The 17,011-nt window shown below is 48.4% G+C and carries 24 protein-coding genes; all 24 read left to right on the top strand.

The window, feature by feature from the left end; genetic code table 11:
* Window positions 1-16: 16 nt before the first annotated feature.
* The 24 genes from OCV99_RS03920 to OCV99_RS03805 all read left to right on the top strand — a co-directional run bounded on the left by OCV99_RS03920 (window position 17) and on the right by OCV99_RS03805 (window position 16,905).
* Window positions 17-1,189: an InlB B-repeat-containing protein gene (locus OCV99_RS03920; RefSeq protein ID WP_262574784.1), complete on the top strand. Its 1,173-nt coding sequence runs from the start codon at window positions 17-19 to the stop codon at window positions 1,187-1,189.
* A gap of 91 nt (window positions 1,190-1,280) precedes the next feature.
* Window positions 1,281-2,504 (top strand): GNAT family N-acetyltransferase, encoded by a 1,224-nt coding sequence (locus OCV99_RS03915; protein ID WP_158368374.1) that lies wholly within the window; start codon window positions 1,281-1,283, stop codon window positions 2,502-2,504.
* A gap of 1 nt (window position 2,505) precedes the next feature.
* Window positions 2,506-2,979, top strand: a complete 474-nt coding sequence (locus OCV99_RS03910; RefSeq protein ID WP_262574782.1) for a threonine/serine exporter family protein — start codon at window positions 2,506-2,508, stop codon at window positions 2,977-2,979.
* A gap of 139 nt (window positions 2,980-3,118) precedes the next feature.
* Window positions 3,119-3,319: a helix-turn-helix domain-containing protein gene (locus OCV99_RS03905; RefSeq protein ID WP_158368373.1), complete on the top strand. Its 201-nt coding sequence runs from the start codon at window positions 3,119-3,121 to the stop codon at window positions 3,317-3,319.
* Between the two features lie 14 nt (window positions 3,320-3,333).
* Window positions 3,334-3,780 carry a hypothetical protein gene (locus OCV99_RS03900; RefSeq protein WP_158368372.1) on the top strand — a complete coding sequence of 149 codons (447 nt, stop codon included), beginning with the start codon at window positions 3,334-3,336 and terminating at the stop codon, window positions 3,778-3,780.
* A gap of 203 nt (window positions 3,781-3,983) precedes the next feature.
* A complete protein-coding gene (locus OCV99_RS03895; RefSeq protein WP_158368370.1) occupies window positions 3,984-4,196 on the top strand; it encodes a hypothetical protein in 213 nt (70 codons plus the stop codon).
* Window positions 4,193-4,345, top strand: coding sequence for a DUF6906 family protein (locus tag OCV99_RS03890; RefSeq protein WP_262574778.1), 153 nt, complete (start codon window positions 4,193-4,195; stop codon window positions 4,343-4,345). The genes OCV99_RS03895 and OCV99_RS03890 overlap by 4 nt, the downstream gene beginning before the upstream one ends.
* Window positions 4,346-4,407: 62 nt before the next feature.
* Complete coding sequence (locus OCV99_RS03885; protein WP_262574776.1) at window positions 4,408-5,088, top strand: cell wall hydrolase; 681 nt, start codon at window positions 4,408-4,410, stop codon at window positions 5,086-5,088.
* A 12-nt stretch (window positions 5,089-5,100) separates the two neighbouring features.
* Window positions 5,101-5,799 carry a DUF6273 domain-containing protein gene (locus OCV99_RS03880; RefSeq protein WP_158368368.1) on the top strand — a complete coding sequence of 233 codons (699 nt, stop codon included), beginning with the start codon at window positions 5,101-5,103 and terminating at the stop codon, window positions 5,797-5,799.
* 21 nt (window positions 5,800-5,820) lie between these two features.
* Window positions 5,821-6,189 carry a hypothetical protein gene (locus tag OCV99_RS03875; protein WP_158368366.1) on the top strand — a complete coding sequence of 123 codons (369 nt, stop codon included), beginning with the start codon at window positions 5,821-5,823 and terminating at the stop codon, window positions 6,187-6,189.
* Complete coding sequence (locus OCV99_RS03870; RefSeq protein WP_158368364.1) at window positions 6,189-6,470, top strand: hypothetical protein; 282 nt, start codon at window positions 6,189-6,191, stop codon at window positions 6,468-6,470. Before OCV99_RS03875 ends, OCV99_RS03870 begins: the two co-directional genes overlap by 1 nt.
* Complete coding sequence (locus OCV99_RS03865; protein WP_158368582.1) at window positions 6,467-7,618, top strand: DNA cytosine methyltransferase; 1,152 nt, start codon at window positions 6,467-6,469, stop codon at window positions 7,616-7,618. Before OCV99_RS03870 ends, OCV99_RS03865 begins: the two co-directional genes overlap by 4 nt.
* Window positions 7,618-7,983 carry a hypothetical protein gene (locus tag OCV99_RS03860; RefSeq protein ID WP_262574774.1) on the top strand — a complete coding sequence of 122 codons (366 nt, stop codon included), beginning with the start codon at window positions 7,618-7,620 and terminating at the stop codon, window positions 7,981-7,983. Before OCV99_RS03865 ends, OCV99_RS03860 begins: the two co-directional genes overlap by 1 nt.
* Window positions 7,868-8,335: a DNA cytosine methyltransferase gene (locus OCV99_RS03855; RefSeq protein ID WP_262574832.1), complete on the top strand. Its 468-nt coding sequence runs from the start codon at window positions 7,868-7,870 to the stop codon at window positions 8,333-8,335. Before OCV99_RS03860 ends, OCV99_RS03855 begins: the two co-directional genes overlap by 116 nt.
* Window positions 8,322-8,468 carry a hypothetical protein gene (locus tag OCV99_RS03850; RefSeq protein ID WP_262574773.1) on the top strand — a complete coding sequence of 49 codons (147 nt, stop codon included), beginning with the start codon at window positions 8,322-8,324 and terminating at the stop codon, window positions 8,466-8,468. The genes OCV99_RS03855 and OCV99_RS03850 overlap by 14 nt, the downstream gene beginning before the upstream one ends.
* Complete coding sequence (locus OCV99_RS03845) at window positions 8,440-9,801, top strand: DEAD/DEAH box helicase (protein WP_158368358.1); 1,362 nt, start codon at window positions 8,440-8,442, stop codon at window positions 9,799-9,801. Before OCV99_RS03850 ends, OCV99_RS03845 begins: the two co-directional genes overlap by 29 nt.
* The gene (locus OCV99_RS03840; RefSeq protein WP_158368356.1) at window positions 9,801-10,946 is read left to right on the top strand and encodes a hypothetical protein; all 1,146 of its coding nucleotides are present in this window, start codon (window positions 9,801-9,803) and stop codon (window positions 10,944-10,946) included. The genes OCV99_RS03845 and OCV99_RS03840 overlap by 1 nt, the downstream gene beginning before the upstream one ends.
* Before the next feature lie 5 nt (window positions 10,947-10,951).
* Entirely contained in the window at window positions 10,952-11,173 is a 222-nt protein-coding gene (locus OCV99_RS03835) for a hypothetical protein (protein WP_158368354.1), read from the top strand.
* Window positions 11,170-11,733 carry an MT-A70 family methyltransferase gene (locus tag OCV99_RS03830; protein WP_262574771.1) on the top strand — a complete coding sequence of 188 codons (564 nt, stop codon included), beginning with the start codon at window positions 11,170-11,172 and terminating at the stop codon, window positions 11,731-11,733. The genes OCV99_RS03835 and OCV99_RS03830 overlap by 4 nt, the downstream gene beginning before the upstream one ends.
* A 19-nt stretch (window positions 11,734-11,752) precedes the next feature.
* Window positions 11,753-12,223, top strand: a complete 471-nt coding sequence (locus OCV99_RS03825; protein ID WP_262574769.1) for a gp33 family protein — start codon at window positions 11,753-11,755, stop codon at window positions 12,221-12,223.
* A 4-nt stretch (window positions 12,224-12,227) separates the two neighbouring features.
* A complete protein-coding gene (locus OCV99_RS03820) occupies window positions 12,228-12,695 on the top strand; it encodes a hypothetical protein (protein ID WP_158368350.1) in 468 nt (155 codons plus the stop codon).
* Window positions 12,696-12,698: 3 nt separating this feature from the next.
* The gene (locus OCV99_RS03815; protein ID WP_158368348.1) at window positions 12,699-13,478 is read left to right on the top strand and encodes a hypothetical protein; all 780 of its coding nucleotides are present in this window, start codon (window positions 12,699-12,701) and stop codon (window positions 13,476-13,478) included.
* Window positions 13,479-13,529: 51 nt separating this feature from the next.
* On the top strand, window positions 13,530-14,165 hold the full coding sequence (locus tag OCV99_RS03810) for a DUF7768 domain-containing protein (RefSeq protein WP_158368347.1): 636 nt from the start codon (window positions 13,530-13,532) through the stop codon (window positions 14,163-14,165).
* 1 nt (window position 14,166) lies between these two features.
* A complete protein-coding gene (locus OCV99_RS03805; protein ID WP_158368345.1) occupies window positions 14,167-16,905 on the top strand; it encodes a DUF927 domain-containing protein in 2,739 nt (912 codons plus the stop codon).
* Window positions 16,906-17,011: the final 106 nt, after the last annotated feature.

The raw sequence follows: 17,011 nt of genomic DNA, 5'->3' as shown, positions 1-17,011 counted from the left end.
AACAGAAGACGTATATATGCACTATGAAGAAATGAGATGTGAATTCTTCAATGAACATTACCGGAAGGGAGTAACGGGGATTATTTTGACGGCAATAATCTTGAGTTTACTTTTTGTTGTTCAAAAAATTACATTGCCTTATGAGGAGGAAACGGCAGCGATTCACTTTACCTCTGCGATACAAAGCAATCTGCTTGATGCTGGCTTTGTGGTTCCGGAAAATGTTTATGATGAAAATTTAAAGGAAGAAAGCGTGTTTGTTATTCCGACTGTTTTAAAAGATGAAATACGTAACATAACCAGCGGCAGAACTAAAGCGAATTTTCCTGAGTTGAGGGCAGAGGTGGAGATAGATACAGCGGTATTGGATGCGGAGCCGGAAACAGAGATAGAGACGGTGATTGATTATCCGGGCGGTAAAGAGAGTGGATTGTTGGAAACAGCGCCTTTATTCATTGTGGATGGAAACCTGAGAATGGATTATTGTGTCGGAAGTGAACCGGATCTGAAGCATCTTTCTATCAAACTGGGCGATGAGGCCGTACCATTGGATGCATGTACGGTTGAAGGGTTGGATACTTCTGTTCCGGGTGAGAAAATACTTACAATTATTTATGGGGAGAACCGCTTTGAACTTCCTTATGGCGTGGTGGAGTATCGTGTAATTTTTGATGGAAATGGCGGCAGTACAGAAGTCTTTTCTTCTGATTTGTATAATTACAGGCTGCGTGAGAGCGATTTGGTCGTTCCGGTGTATGAAGGAAAAGTATTTACCGGTTGGTATCTTGATCCGGAAGCGTCGATTCCCTTTGAAAAAGCAGAGCAGGGGCAGACGGAACTGAGACTGTATGCCGGATGGAAAGAAGTTGTCAGTTCGGTTTATGATGAAAGTGGTTACCTGGTTTCGGGCAGAGAACTTGTTGTAGAAGACGGATTGCTTTATCTGCCGTCAGATCCGGAATGCGTTGGAATCAGATCGGAAGCACTGGCTTCTTTTGGCGGAGAGGTTACGGATGTGTATATCCCTGCTAATATCTGTTATATAGAACCAGGCTCTTTTGATACACTGACAGGATTGTTTTATATTGAGGTGGATGCTAATAATCCTTATTATTGCAGTATAGAAGGAGTTTTATATACGAAAGACGCAACCAGCGTTGTGGCTTATCCAAAAGGAAGAGTCTGGTAGTGCATAAATGAAAAAACTGCTGTAAATTTCAAGGAGAGAGTGTTATAATAAGCTGAATTAGTTAGTGAAATATTATATAGAGGCTTATATTATGGAGATTCAGCAGATTATTGATAATAAAAAGGAATATTTGGATTTACTATTACAGGCAGATCCCCAGGAGGACATGATTGACAGATATCTGGACACTGGGGATATGTTTGCGTTATACGAGAATGGGATTGTACAGACAGTTGCGGTTGTGGTATTATTGAAAAACAGAAAATGTGAGCTTAAAAATATTGCTACCAGAGAAGATGCACAAGGGCATGGATATGCAAAATATCTCATACATTATCTCTGTGAGCATTACAGCAGCCAATGTGATTTTATGTATGTGGGTACAGGAAATTGCAGGAAGAGTATTGGATTTTATGAAAAGTGCGGATTTGTTAATTCCCATATTCTTGCCGGTTTTTTTGTTGATAACTATAGAGAACCGATTTATGAAGATGGGATACAGCTGACAGATATGGTATATCTGAAGAAAAAGCTGGATTCAGAAGTAGATCTGAAAAAAGTTCTGGATTTTGCGTTGGATGCAGGAAGCATTCTTTTGAAAAATGGCGGTGAGATTTTCCGGGTTGATGAAACAATTTTTCATATCTGTAACCGATTTCATGTAGATAAGGTGGATACGTTTACTTTGAGCCATGCAATTATTATTAGTGCTGAGAATCACGAAGGGGAAGTATATACCAGGGTAAGGAATGTTCCGTTATCATCGACACATCTGGGAATTGTGGCAGAAGTGAATGCTTTATCCAGAGAGATTGCTTCAGGCAAGGTAGGTCTTGATGAAGCAATAGCCAGGCTGGAGCAAATAGAAAAAATTCCGCCAAAGAAGGATTATTTCCAAATACTTGCTGCCGGAGTGGGAAGCGGATGCTTTGGCCTTCTTTTAAAAGCAGGAGTAGAAGAGAGCCTGATAGCATTTGTAATTGGCTGTATCTTATATGTATGGGTTTTGACTGCAAAAAAGCATCATATCTCGAAAATAATAATGAATATTGTGGGAGGCGTGCTGATTACTATCCTGGCGATAGGAGTGATGCAGATTTCCAGCGTGCCGCTGAAGCTGGATGGGATGATTATCGGTTCAATTATGCCTTTGATTCCGGGAGTTGCATTTGTGAGTGCCATCCGCGATATTGCAGACAGTGATTTTTTGTCCGGTACAGTCCGGATGATTGATGCTGTGCTTGTGTTTGTGTATATTGCGATTGGCGTGGGATTTACTTTGGGACTTTATAATAATATTTGGGGAGGCTTTTAATATGATGGAAATTCTGCATCAATTTTTCTGGAATATAGTATGCCCGTTTTTGGCAACTACGGCTTATGCGGTTATGTTTAATGTCCCGAAGCGTTATTATTTGTGCTGTGGTGCGACAGGCACGCTTTCCTGGCTGGTGTATTATCTGTCTGTAGGCAGTGTTTCGCCGGCGGTAGCATCCTTTTTGGGAACTTTAATGGGAGTTCTGTTTTCAAGAATGATGACGGTAAAAATGAAATGTCCGATTACGATTTTTTTGATTTCCGGAATCATTCCGCTGGTTCCGGGGGCCGGAATTTATTATACGGCATATTATTTGGTGACAAATCAGTATATGAAAGCAGCGGAAAAGGGAATAGAGTCTGTAAAAATTGCATTTGCTATTGTATTAGGCATTATTTTTATTGTATCCATTCCGAGAGAGCTGTTTCGATTGAAGTATTGGAAGCAAAGACGGCGAAGAATTATAAGATAAATGCAGATGAGTTATAACTCTCACCTGCATTTATCTTTTTCTATAACAAAATAGAAGAAAGACCACAAGCAGAATGCATTGGAGTTAATAACTCTGATGCATTTTTTTATTTGCCTAAAAGACAGGGAGGTGGAACGGAATGGCAATCGCACAGCGACCAAGGAAACAGTACAAGCGACTGAAATTCGAGGATCGTAAGAGAATCGAATCACTGGCAGCAGACGGAAAGACAGTCGATGAGATGGCACTCATTATCGGGGTTCACTCAAGTACCATGTACCGTGAACTCGAAAAGGGTGGAGTTCCATATCGGGCAGAGGTCGCACAGAAATCCGTCTAAAGGAGGAACGCAGGATGGAAGGGCAGAATGGGAGCACTGATACCTTGGACATCAAGACCGCAATCCAGATAGCGAAAATACTGGCGGCCGCACCAGACGAAAGGATACCAATGATACTGGATGTATTCAGTAAAGCAGAGGTAGACATTGACGGACTGGACGAACTGGCAGAGTGGAGGGCACTCAATAAGCAGACCGCCCTCATCGACACAGACGCATTTGTAAAAGAACTCACAAAAGGCAGGGAGCGGACAGACGGAGAATACCGAATCAAGGTCCCGGAGTTTAATCAATTCTGCAATGCCAAGGGAGTAAGCGCAAGATACGCACGGAAACATTTATTTGATAGCGGGCTGCTCCGCAGCAGCACAGATAATGGCAAGACCAACTACACCTGCCCAGTGCAGGACACAGAGTCAAAGAAAACAGAGCGGTGCGTATGCATCATAGCAAACAACTGAATATGGACTGGCACGCATCGACCAGTATAAAAACCGATAGGTGTGGACGAGCCGCCGCAATAAGTCGCCCCGGCAGCAGGAAGTGAGCCTGCATGGATGGCTGTCGTAATTGGGATAGGGAACGCAGGCCCAAGTAAAACAACAACGGTTCGGAGGCAGATGATAACACGCAGAGAGAGAACATCGGGAGCATGGATGCGTGGGTGCGAAACAATACCGATGGCGGCAAGGAAGAAACCGCACTGCAGGCGACAAGTACAGCTACCCCAAACAATACTCAGGGAGCATGGACAGAACAGTTACTCTTCAAAGCCTTGGAGAACCTGTTCCATGCCAGACCCAACAAGCCTAGAGAGCATAATGGGGTACTGGCAGAAAGTCAAGTATCTAAATACAGGAAGGGAGCAAAAAGATGAAGCAGCCAAAGAAACTGACAAGGGATCAGAAAGCGTATCTGGCAAAGAGAGGGATGCGCCCGGATGATTATATGCTGCATTCAAAGGATAGCAAGGAGATGATCCTCTACAACAAAAAGGAAAAGCGACTGGAATCGGTCGTGAAATAAGGAAAGAGGTGCATGATGAGTTGATAAGGCTGACACGCAGGCAAAAGCGGAGGTTGAAGCGGATGGTAGGGAAAGCGGTCATGACAGTGGCAGCAGGACTGGCAGTCAGCACATTGATTGTGTGGGTGTTCACGACCGAGGAATACGAGCCGACAGTGCCGGAGCATTATGGGCAGGTGGAGTACTGCGGAATCTGGTGGGATAAGGACGACTATGAAGCGATGATGGCAGAGCGTGAGGAGTACCTCGCAAGCGAACAGGCTGAAGCCAAAGAATTCACTGAATCCATTCGGGAGGCGCAGGAAAGATATGAACAGCAGCAGGACGCAATCGCCCTCCGGGAAGCATGGAGCCAGTCTTTGATAGGGAGCATGGACTTTGATGCGGAAGAATCCTACATGCTGTGCAAGATCGCTATGGCAGAAGCCGAGGGAGAGGACACAGAGGGGAAAGCACTGGTCATGCTTGTGGTGCTGAACCGAGTGTGGAGTGACGACTTCCCAGACACAATAGAAGGAGTCATTACTGAAGGTGGACAATTCACAGCATACGAGAACGGACGCTACGACCGGGTAGAGCCAAATGAGGACTGCTACCGGGCACTGGAAATGGTGCAGGCAGAACAATGGAACGAAAGCCGGAACGCAACCTACTTCGAGAAATCGACCGAGGAAGCAACATGGCACAACACCCATCTGAAAGAATTATTCACGCATGGGAATCACACATTTTATACCAAATAGGAGGATGACGAAATGGGAGCAATCAGAGTAATGGATGTAAAAGCAGGCAAGACCGTAAAAGTCGCAGGGTTCAACTGGGTGGTACTGGATCACATTGAAGGCAAGGGAACGCTCTGCCTCATGGAGAACATTCTGGAGGAAAGAGCATTCCACAAAGAGGACAAAGAGGGGTGCAACAACTGGGAGAACAGCAGCCTCCGGGAGTACCTCAATTCGGAATTTGTCGTAAGGCTTCTTGACAGGCAACTGGCACTGATGGAGGTAGACCTCACTTCGGATGATGGGATGAAGGACTACGGAAAGACCACGGATTACATAGCACTGCTGACCGCAGATCAGTACCGAAAGTATCGGGAATTTATCCCGGACGCAGACGACTGGTGGTGGCTCGCTACACCGTGGACTTGCAACTCCGCCTACTCCTACTATGTCCGCCATGTCCACACAGGCGGTACGCTCCACAACAGCATTGCGTGCCATGGCAGCCTTGGAGTCCGCCCCGCTTTAATCTTTAAGGAATCCGTCATCGCAGATGACGATAATCCTGCGGAACGAAGTGAAGCAGACATCAAGGACTGGAAGGAAGTCGAAGAAACAGCGGCAAGGGCACTGGCAGAACTGGATGAAATGATGGAAGCCATTGGGGAGTACAAGGACACGATGACAGATCTGCTGAACCACATCCGTGATAAGAGCAAAAACAAGAAGTAGAACCGAAAGGAAGTGCCAACCATGAAGATGGCAATGAAGGACGGACAAATTCTCATAAGGGAAGCAGACAACGTCCAATTCACGATCATAAAGAGTTGGGGGAAGATGAAGTGGAACAGAGCCTCCCAGACACTCAGCGGGCCGGCAGATATCGAACTTTTGAACAAACTGGCAGGGCTGGTAAACCTGCCGCCGAGGATTGAAGCCGAGCGAAAAAAACTGAATGAGGTCATGGAGGCAGTAGACAGGGAGAGGATGAACCCGACCCCTGTCCCGCTCATTCCGCCACCAATTAAGGTGTCGCCCTTCACGCACCAAGTAAGAGGGTACAACATGGCACTAATGACATTTGGACTGGCAGAACCGCCAAAACAGGAGGTGGGGCACTGATGGGCGCAGGGAAATGGGAACTGGAAATAGATGCGGTGCTCCTTAAATTTGGAGTGACAAGGGAAAGCCTGCAGGAGAATGCAGCAGAGGAACTGGCAAGCAGCCTGCAGGATTATCACGACCTCGCACAGCAGTACAGCGACATGATGACACGTTTCTGCTATGAGGACAAGCCAGTCAGACGCAGCGGAGTGTGGTGCTGCCCGAAATGCGGAAAGCGGGTGCAGTATAACCACACGCACTGCCACTGGTGCGGAAAGAAGATGGGGTGGCGGCAATGAAGCAGGAACTGACAATGGGGTCGCTGTTTTCCGGCAGCGGCGGCTTTGAACTGGCGTCAGCAATCTTCGGGATAGAGCCAAGGTGGGCAAGCGAGATCGAGCCGCTCCCAATGCTGATCACGAAGAAACACTTCCCGGATATGCCGCACCTTGGGGATATTCACTATATGGACGGTGGCAAAGCAGAAGCGGTAACCGTGATAGCAGGCGGCTCTCCGTGCCAAGACATGAGCGTAGCAGGATTGAGAGCCGGACTGGATGGCAGTCGGAGCAACCTGTTCCATGAGCAGATTAGAATCGTAAAGGAGATGAGGAAGCATGACATCAAGAAAGGAAGAACCGGGAAATACATCAGACCAAGGTTCATGGTATGGGAGAACGTCCCCGGAGCATTCTCAAGTAACAAGGGAAAAGACTTCCAAGCAGTCCTGCAAGCAATCGTCAGCGTTACGGACGACACAGCCGCAGTACCTCTCCCTCCGAAAGAAAAATGGCAGGCAGCCGGATGCATCATGGGCGACACTTACTCCATCGCTTGGCGAACGATTGATGCCCAATACTGGGGAGTCCCCCAGAGAAGAAAGAGAATCTACCTTGTCGCAGATTTTGGAGGCGGCACCGCACCCAAAATATTATTTGAGCGAGAGGGCTTGTCTGGGGATTTTAAAGAGAGCCGAGAAGCGTGGCAAAGAACTGCCGGAAATATTAAAGAGGGCACTTATAAGGCAGGCACAGAGGATGTCCAGTGCTATGACATCAGCGACAGACGGAGAGTAGCGGATCAGAGCGATGTATCGCCAACACTGACAACGAAGATGGGTACTGGAGGGAACAACGTGCCAATCGTATTAGAAAACCATCCGCAGGACAGCCGGGTCACAATTTCAGAGGACGGAATCGTTCCTACCTTAACTGGGAAAATGGGCACTGGGGGGGGTAATGTACCGATGATAATGGATGAAGCAAGGGCGGTAGATTTAAGGAATCAGCGGCTAGGAGATGCGAAAGCGGAAACACTGCATGGCTGCGGCCACGGAAGTTCCGTGGCAACGATCATAGCACCCCGAAATAGCGTGGGGGGGGTACACCGCCACCAATCACGATGCAGATACGAAGTGGATGCGAGGGAGGAGGCAAAGGAGCACTGATGCAAATTGATAAGAGTGCGACATTGAGCACGCATAACACACAGACCTTATTCGAACCAATTCCCATCGCAGACAAAGCAACCCGGTATAAAGGCGGCGGCAGCACCCGGAATAATGACGGATCAGCCAACGGACTAGGAGTCGGAGAGCCGGGAGCACCTGCCAACACACTGACCGCAACGGACAGGCACGCAGTCGCATACGGAATCGACAGGGCAGCGTTCAACCAAGGACAGAATGCCCAGTACAATATCAGCATACAGGAAGAAGTCGCCCAGACACTGGTCGCAAAAGGTCCGGGGGGGGGTATCGCACAAGGTAGAAACCGGGAGAACCGGGGCAGCGATGACGGAGAGTATGGGTAGCACTGGGGATGAGTGGGAATATATCATCCGCAGGCTGACACCGCTTGAATGCTGCCGCCTGCAAGGCTTCCCGGATGACTGGGCAGAGGACATAGCCATCATAAACCCGAAAGCATCTACAGTCAGAGAATGGATGATTGCATGGGCAGAATGGTGGCGGCTTATCGGGAAAGACGAGGGAATCCAACTCCCGAAAGACGCAAAGCAGGTGGAACGGTGGCTTGCAGACCCCACGAGTGACTCAGGACTTTATAAGATGTGGGGGAATGGCATCGCACTTCCATGCGCCATGTTCGTGATGGAAGGCATTGCAGAGGTGCTGAAGGAGGAAAATTCAAATGAACCAGAATAACAGAGGTTTCACGACCTGCGAAAACCCACACGCAGCCAAGGATAAAAAGGCAGAGTGGGATCGCATGATGCGTGACCTTGAAACAAGAGAACAGGAGGGGCAGGATGCCAAACACAGAAAACGCAATACATAAAGGCTTCGGTCTGCTCTTTGAAATGGGATGCGGAAAGACGCTGACCGCAATCATGATCGCAGGCACAGCGTATCAGATGGGCAAGGTGGAGAAGGTACTCGTGGTAGCACCGACCTCTGTCTGCTCCGTATGGCCCAAAGACTTTGCAGAATTTGCAGATTTTAAAGCAAACATCAAGGTACTGATGGGGGATAAGAACCGCAGGCTGAAACTGTTAAACGACCTTGACAACTTCCCATTCAAGGCACTGAAGGTGGCAGTGATCAACTACGAATCCACATGGAGGGAGGGCATATTTGAAGCACTCTATGACTGGGATGCGGATATGATCATTTGCGATGAGAGCCAGAGGATAAAGACCCATGACGCAGAGCAGTCCAAAGCAATGCACAAACTGGGCGACCGGGCAAGGTACAAGCTGATACTCTCCGGGACCCCGGTGCAGAACAACGCCATAGATTTATACAGTCAGTACCGCTTTTTAGACCCGACCATCTTCGGAACAAATTTCTATCAGTTCCGAAACAGGTATGCGATCATGGGCGGTTTCAACAGACACCAGATCGTAGGGTATAAGGACTTGGATCAGCTGATCCAGAAAGAACACTCCATCGCTTACCGGGTAACCAAGGACGAAGCACTCGACCTGCCGGAGCAGACGTTCCTGCAGCGGTACATTACCATGACAGGCAAGGAAAAGAACATCTACGACCGCATCAAGCGTGAGAGTTTCGCAGAACTGGAGAATGGCGGCCAAATCACTGCGCCGACTGTGCTGACAAAACTCCTGCGGCTGCAGCAGTACACCGGGGGATTTTTGGTAGCGGATGGGCAGGAAAAGCCGGAACTGGTAAGCCGGGGCAAGCTGAACGCACTGGAGGAAATCGTGGACGATTACGTGATTGACGCAGGAAAAAAACTGGTAATCTTCGCACGGTTCAGACCAGAGATTGACCTCATCGGGAAGATGCTCGAAAAGAAGAAACTCCGCTACGGTTCGATTTACGGAGATGTGAAACTGGAAGATCGGGGCGACATCGTCAAGGACTTCCAGACGAACCCGGAAACGATGGTATTCCTCGCACAGATCGATACCGCAGGACTGGGAATCACACTGACCGCAGCCGATACCTGCGTTTATTACTCGGTCAATTTTAACTACGCAGCATACAGCCAGAGCCTTGCACGAATCCACAGAATCGGGCAGAAGAATACCTGCACATATATCCACCTCATCACCGAGGGAACGATTGACGAAGTAGTGCTGAAAGCACTGGCGAAGAAAGAGGATCTGGCAAAGACCATAGTCGATGAATGGAGGAATTATTTCTAATGGATGAGATGAAAAACAATGCAACTTGTTATGAATTGACATTAACCCCAAATTATGTATCAGACTGGACTTTTAATGATGCAATCCGGGAACTGATCCAAAATGGAACAGACCAAGAGATATTGGATAAAGAGAACAAATTCAAAGTTGAATACAACGCAAAAGAAAAAGCACTCAGGCTTATCAATCGCAAATCTGTTTTGAAAATAAATACATTGCTTTTGGGAAGAAGCAACAAAGCGAACAATGAGGATACGGTCGGTCAGTTTGGAGAGGGATATAAAATAGCAGCACTTGTATTAAACAGGCTTGGGAAGACTTTCACAATATACAATAACGAGAAGAGAGAAGTTTGGAAATCGAGGTTTAAAAATTCTGAAAAGTGGCTTGAAAAAATACTTGCATTTTATGTCAGTAAACAGGATACGGACGAAGCAGGGCTGTGCATTGAGGTTGGGAATGTAACAAAAGAAGAATTCAATGATTTATACAAAGTCTGGATCGACTTAAGCGGATACGACTACGAGAAAGTGGAAACGAACTATGGAGAAATCATAATAGATGAGGACTACGCAGGAGAGGTGTATGTTAATGGGTTATTTGTGGACTGTAACAGCGATCTGCGGTATGGATACAATTTCAAACCAAAGTACATACGTTTAGAGCGTGACCGGAAAACCTGCGACAGTTGGAATGTCGGAGAAATCACTTCCCTCATGATTGCTGAAGCGATGGTAAAAGGCGGCATACCAATAGAAACGGTTAGGAAAATGGTAGAGGAAAGAGTGGATGACGTATACCATTTTGAATTCAACACATACCAGAACGATGTGAAAAAAGTGCAGGAAATGTTGATTGAATCATTTGATAAACAGAACCCACAGCCTTATTCCATCCCGGTGGATTCGCAGGAAGATATTAAAAAGGTTAAAGCATATGGCGGAAATCCAGTAGTAGTGCCAACTGGAGTAGCAAAACTTTTGAAAAACGAAAAAGATAAGCGAATCAAGGAACTCATGGAGATTCCACCCACCCACATCATAACACTGAAAGATAAGTTTAATAGATGGTACGACATATACTCAGCAAAACTGCCGGATGAAGCAAAAGCGGAGATAAGAAACCTTATTGATGAAATGGAGTGATGTACATGGATGAAATGGACAGAATCGTAATCTGCAAAGGGTGTGGAGAGCCAGAATACTGGGGAGAAATGAGATGGTTGTCTGGCAGGTGTACCTGCAGAAATTGCTATCGAGCAAACTGGGAGCGTAAAAACGGAAAACCGTATGTACGGGATGATTTGGACGGTCAGCGTCCAACAATGGAAGAATACGAAAAACAGGAAGATAGCGAGGGGATGCCATTATGAAGATTGATATTTTCACGACAGAAGAAAAATACGACATCCTCTATACAGACCCGCCATGGCAACAGGGTAGGGGTGGCAGGAAAGCAGCCAGACCAAACTCCACCGGGATGACCGTGCCATACGACACCATGGACGTCCCCGGAATCATGGAACTGCATAATTTCGTCACAGGGAATCTGATGAACGAAAAGCACAACGTGTTCATGTGGACGATAGACAAGTACCTGCCGCAGACAGAGGAAATCATGAGCCTGCTTGGATACAGACTCCACGCAAGGCTGATATGGGATAAGGGCAACGGGCCGGCACCCGCTTACACGGTGCGGTTTGCACATGAGTACCTGCTGTGGTTTTTCAAAAAAGGAAACATCATCCTCCCGGACAGGGATAAGCGCGGGGCGTTTTCCACCATCCTCCGGGAGAACAGCAGGAGATGCCATAGCAGGAAGCCGGAATGCGCTTATCAGATGTTAGAAGCATTTTTCCCGCAGGCAAAGAAACTGGAACTCTTCGCACGGACGGAGCGTGACGGTTGGGATCAGTGGGGAAATGAATTATAAAACCAAAGGAGGAGCAACAATGGAAGCGGTAATGACACTGGACGACAAAGTCAGAGCCTACAAGGAACTGCTCGACAGAAAAGACGAACTGGAAAAGCAGACCAAGGCAAACAACGAGCAGCTGAAAAACATGGAGCAGGAGATCGCACAGCAGATGATAGATGAGGAAAAGCCGGATACCACAGTGGACGGTTTCAAGTACAGCCTGCAGGAGAAAACGAGATACTCCAAGATTTCAGAAGAAAAACTGATGGAAAAAGGATTGGTATTCTTTGATGTACTCAGAGAGCAGGGATTCGGACACCTCATCACAGAGAAAGTTGATCCACGGACGCTTGATTCTGCCATGAACAATCTGAGCGCAGAGAATGATGGGGAATTGCCGGAAGAACTGGCAGAGGTGCTGTCGGTTTATTCGGAACTCAAGGTATCCAAGAGGAAAGCCAACACCAAGGCACTGAACCGGGCGAAAGCAGCAAAGGGGGCATAAGGCTATGGCAGATTATGAACAGATGGAATTTGACGTCACTCTAGAGAGCGACCGTGACTTAAAGGAAAATATGCAGGCGGCCGCCAAGTTTGCACTGAACCAAATCAAGGAATATCAGAACCCCACTAACGTAAAGAACAGACACGAGGGATACGGAATCGCAGCGGAAGGATACTCCGCACTGCAGGGGAAAATGAAATCAACCAAAACGGATATGGATGACCTGCTGAAATTGCTTCCAAACGGAGATGGCGATGTGCTGAACGTGGTAGGCAGCCTTTACAATTCAGCGGTCGAGGTGGCAGTGGAGGCAATCAAACTGGCGGCGCAGAGCCAGAGGATCATGGACGACCTCTACTATGGGGAAAGCAGACCGACCCCACTGGAAGAATTGATGGAAGCAGAAGAACAGCAGCAGGAAGATAGCGAAGGCTTCGAGGAAGCCGGGGAAGCAGAAAGCGAGGAGGACTAAGTCATGGCAAAGAACGAAGTAGCAGTAACAGGAAAGAAGTTTGAACTGGTCACGCTGACCGGGGAACTGGCAGAAGCAATCGCCGAGGAAATGGACGGACTGGGAAATATTCCGTTTGAGAGGGCAAAAATACCGAGCGGAGGCGGCCTTGCCTTTGAACTGCCGGGAGAAACCGAGGACGAGCCTGTGATGAGCACAGACCTCACTGGCGTGATCCTGCACCACCACCCGGTAAACGTGTACTGGGCAGAACAGTATAGCGGAGGCAACGAACAGCCAGACTGCTCAAGCCACGATGGCAAGCAGGGTGTGGAGAGAGCGACCGGGGAAATCCATGACTGCAGCAGATGCCCTCATAACCAGTTCGGGAGCAACGGTACAGGAAAAGCCTGCAAAAACATCCACAGATGCTACATCCTGCAGGAGAACAACCCCGTGCCGATCATCCTTGCATTGCCTCCGACCTCGCTGAAATACATCCGGGATTACATCGGAAAGAAAATCCTGCTGAAAGGACTCCGCTGCTATGACGCAGTGACCAAGATCACACTGAAAAAAGAGAAATCCTCAGACGGAATCACATATTCAAGGGCAGCCTTTGCATTTGTCGGCAAGCTGACGGATGAGCAGAGGGTGGAAGTGAAAGCCATGGTCGAGAATGTCAAAGCAATGGCAGGAAATATCCCGGAAGTGGATGAAGCAGACTATAATGTCGCTGCACCCGTGGACTCTTCGGAATTTCAGAGCGTAGAGGGAGCGCAGGAAAACCTGCCCTTTAATTAAAAGCATGGAGGAGCGGGAAACCGCTCCTCGCAAAGATAGGAGGCACAGCACATGAAACCATTATATGGCGACTGGAATACAACGCTGCCAAAAGACTGCCTGCAGACCGGGGAGAAGATTGACCGGGAAACCATGTTTCATTTCAGAGAAAACGCAGGAAATCAGAATGACTCTATGATACAGATGAGCGAAGTGGCTGACATTGTCGGCGGTCTGCCCATTTATGATACGATCCGCAGGGAACACCCTTATGCACCATGGATCTATGCGGGGCAGTGTTACGCAGGACAAAGGACGAATAAGAACCCTGCCCTCATGCCGATGATATATATCTGCTCCAGATACCGTGCAGACACAAGGGAGCAGCTGCAGATGAACATCGAGATGGCAAAGCATACCTGCCGAATGATTGCGGCCGCAGGGGCAATTCCCATCGCACCGCACCTTTACTTCCCACGATTTATGGATGACAACCTGCCGGATGAGCGGTACTTCGGAATGGGCGCAGGAAAGCGGCTCATGGACCTCTGCGTGACTTTTCATGTGGTAACCGTGGACGGAGTGATCAGCGAGGGAATGCAGGAGGAAATCAAATACATGACGGAAACGCTGCTCCTAGAGGGAAGCGTGAAGAATTACACAAGGCAGGAAGCCGAGAAAATCGTAATGGATAGAATGGAGCGATGATATGCAGGCAGCGGAGGTCGATTTAGACCGTTTGGTAGATTATAAAACTGAATACTGCTCCGTTATCAAAAAGCACAAGATCACAGGCGACAACCTCACAGGGCTATGTCCGTTCCATGATGACAGGAATAATTCTTTCTCGGTGGATTTAAAGACCGGGCAATGGAAGTGCCACGCAGAGGACAGGGGCGGCAATTTTATTACATTTTATGCCGAGCTGAACGGACTGGACAATCATGAAGCCTATAAGCAGATTCTGGCGAAATACGGTGCACTGCAGGAGCCGCAGGAAAAACCGAAGGCAAAGAAAAGCGGTCTCGCCAGTTATACGGTAGCGCAGTACGCATTTGAAAAGCGGCTGCCGGAAGAATGGCTCAAAGACCAATGCTGCCTGCAGACCAAGAAAGACCGTGACGGAATCCAGTACATACACATACCGTACTACCGGGAAGATGGGGTCGAAGCCACATACCGAAAGAGATATGCAGACAAGCAGTTCCGATGGAAGTATGGGGCAGGAAAAGACATCTGTCTGTACGGTGCGTGGAAACTGGAATCCGTTCGAAAGATCGGATACGCCGCACTGGTAGAGGGAGAGAGCGACAGCCAGTCCATGTGGTATATGGGGATCAGCACACTCGGAGTACCGGGGGCGTCCATGATGCGCTCCTCGTGGGCGGTGCTTCTGCAGGATCTGAAAATCTATATCCATGTGGAGCCGGACAAGGGCGGGGAAACATTCCTCGCCAAAGTCACGAGGGCACTCAGGGAAGGCGGATTTATTGGAGAGGTTTACAAATGGAGCTGCCGGACACTGGGGTGCAAGGACCCGTCCGAAGTTTATATGAAGTATGGAAAAGAGGATGCCGCCGCAAAGATATTGAAAGCAATCAGCAACGCAGAGCAGATTGATATAGATGACGATGCGATCCCGGAGGCAGTCGAGGGCGCACCTGTGAACTTAAGGCAGCCGGAGGGATGGATTTATTCCGACAAGGGAATCAGCATGATAGATGAAAAGAAGTATGCCCCGGTCATGGTATGCCGGACACCGATTATCATTACCCAAAGGCTTCGGAGCATGGAAACAGGAGAAGAAAAGATAGAGGTCGCATTCAAAAGAGATGGGCAGTGGAACAGGGCAATCTATCCACGCAGCACCATCTTCACATCAAGAGGAATCACAGCACTGGCAGACTTAGGATGCACCGTGACAAGCGAGAACGCAAAGCACATCGTCAAATTCCTTTCCGCACTGGAAGCGGAGAACATAGACATCATAAAAAAGGCAGATTCCACAGGCACATTCGGGTGGCAGGCAGGAAAGCGGTTCATACCGGGGCATGATAAAGACATCGTCCTCGACATTGACCCATCACAGAGGGGCATGGCAGCGGCATACTGCCAGAACGGAACGATGAAAGACTGGATGGACACTATGAAACCGCACAGGGAACGTGACAAATTCCGCTTCATACTGGCGGCCAGTTTCACTGCCCCTCTCCTGCGGATCATCAAGCAAAGGATATTCTTTGTTTACAACTGGGGCGGCTCTAAGGGTGGCAAGACCGCAGCATTAAAGGCGGCACTCTCTGCATGGGGCGACCCGGAAAGGCTGATGGTCAATTTTAACGCCACGCAAGTAGGCTTGGAGAGAACTGCATCATTTTATTGCGACCTGCCACTCGGAATAGATGAAAGGCAGCTCGCAGGGAACAACCAGAACTCACTGGAGAAGATCGTCTACATGATTTCAAGCGGAACAGGAAAGATACGAGGGGCAAAGAGCGGAGGAATCCAAGCACTCCAGACATGGAGGACGGTGGCACTGGCGACCGGGGAAGAACCGCTCTCCACGGAAACGAGCCAGACTGGCGTCAGCACCCGTGTGCTTGAAATTTACGGAGGACCCTTTGACGATGAGAGGGATGCGTCCGTGATGCACCAACAGTCCACGATGAACTGCGGATGGGCGGGGCCGGCATATATCGGAATGCTCCTGCACACGGATGAGCGGAGCATCGTGGAGAAATACGAAGAAATGACCAAGTACGTCTACGGTTTAAGCAGGGGCAAAAGCGGGTCGCATATTGCCGGGATTGCAGCGGTGGCACTGGCTGATGCCATCATCGATACGTGGATGTTTCATAACGGAGAATGGCTGAAACGATACGAAAATGGGGAATTTGATAACGAATTCTCTAAAAATAATACGGAAACACTGCAGATTGATACGGTTTCATGGGAAAGAGCCAAGGAGATGGCAAAGAACATCCTGCAGGAGCAGATGAACGCAGATACTGGGGATGTTAATGAAAATGCGACCCAGTTTATAGTGGACTGGATACTCTCAAACAAGGACAGTTTCGGAGAGAAAGCGTTCGGAACGTGCCTTGGTATGATCCAGAACAAAAACGCCTATATCTTCCCATCCATGCTGACGCAGGCACTGACGAAAGCAGGGTACTCATCCAGAAAGACGCTGAAATACCTCGCAGACAAAGGATTGATCGGGGTGTCGGTTTTAAAGGATGGCAGCACCAAGAACTCCGTCACGAAGTGGTTCAACAACCGAAACTGCAGGTTTGTGGAGTTCCACCTCGGCGCACTGGCTGAGGAAAAAGACCCACTGATGGAGGAGGAAGAAATCGCACAGCAGATGAGCCTGCCGGGAACAGGGGCAGACGATGGCTTCATGCAGATCACGGATGACATGGCGAATGAACTGCCTTTCAAATAGTCACAGGATTTGCAAAAAAGTCACAAGATTGGAGGGAGCAGAAAAATCCTGTGGCCCGAAATCCTGTGACCAAAATTGCGAAAAACTTATAAAAAATCTTAAAAAA

Source organism: Dorea acetigenes (genome assembly GCF_025567385.1).
Classification (GTDB): Bacteria; Bacillota; Clostridia; order Lachnospirales; family Lachnospiraceae; genus Claveliimonas; species Claveliimonas acetigenes.
This window is presented reverse-complemented; position numbering and strand designations above follow the sequence as displayed.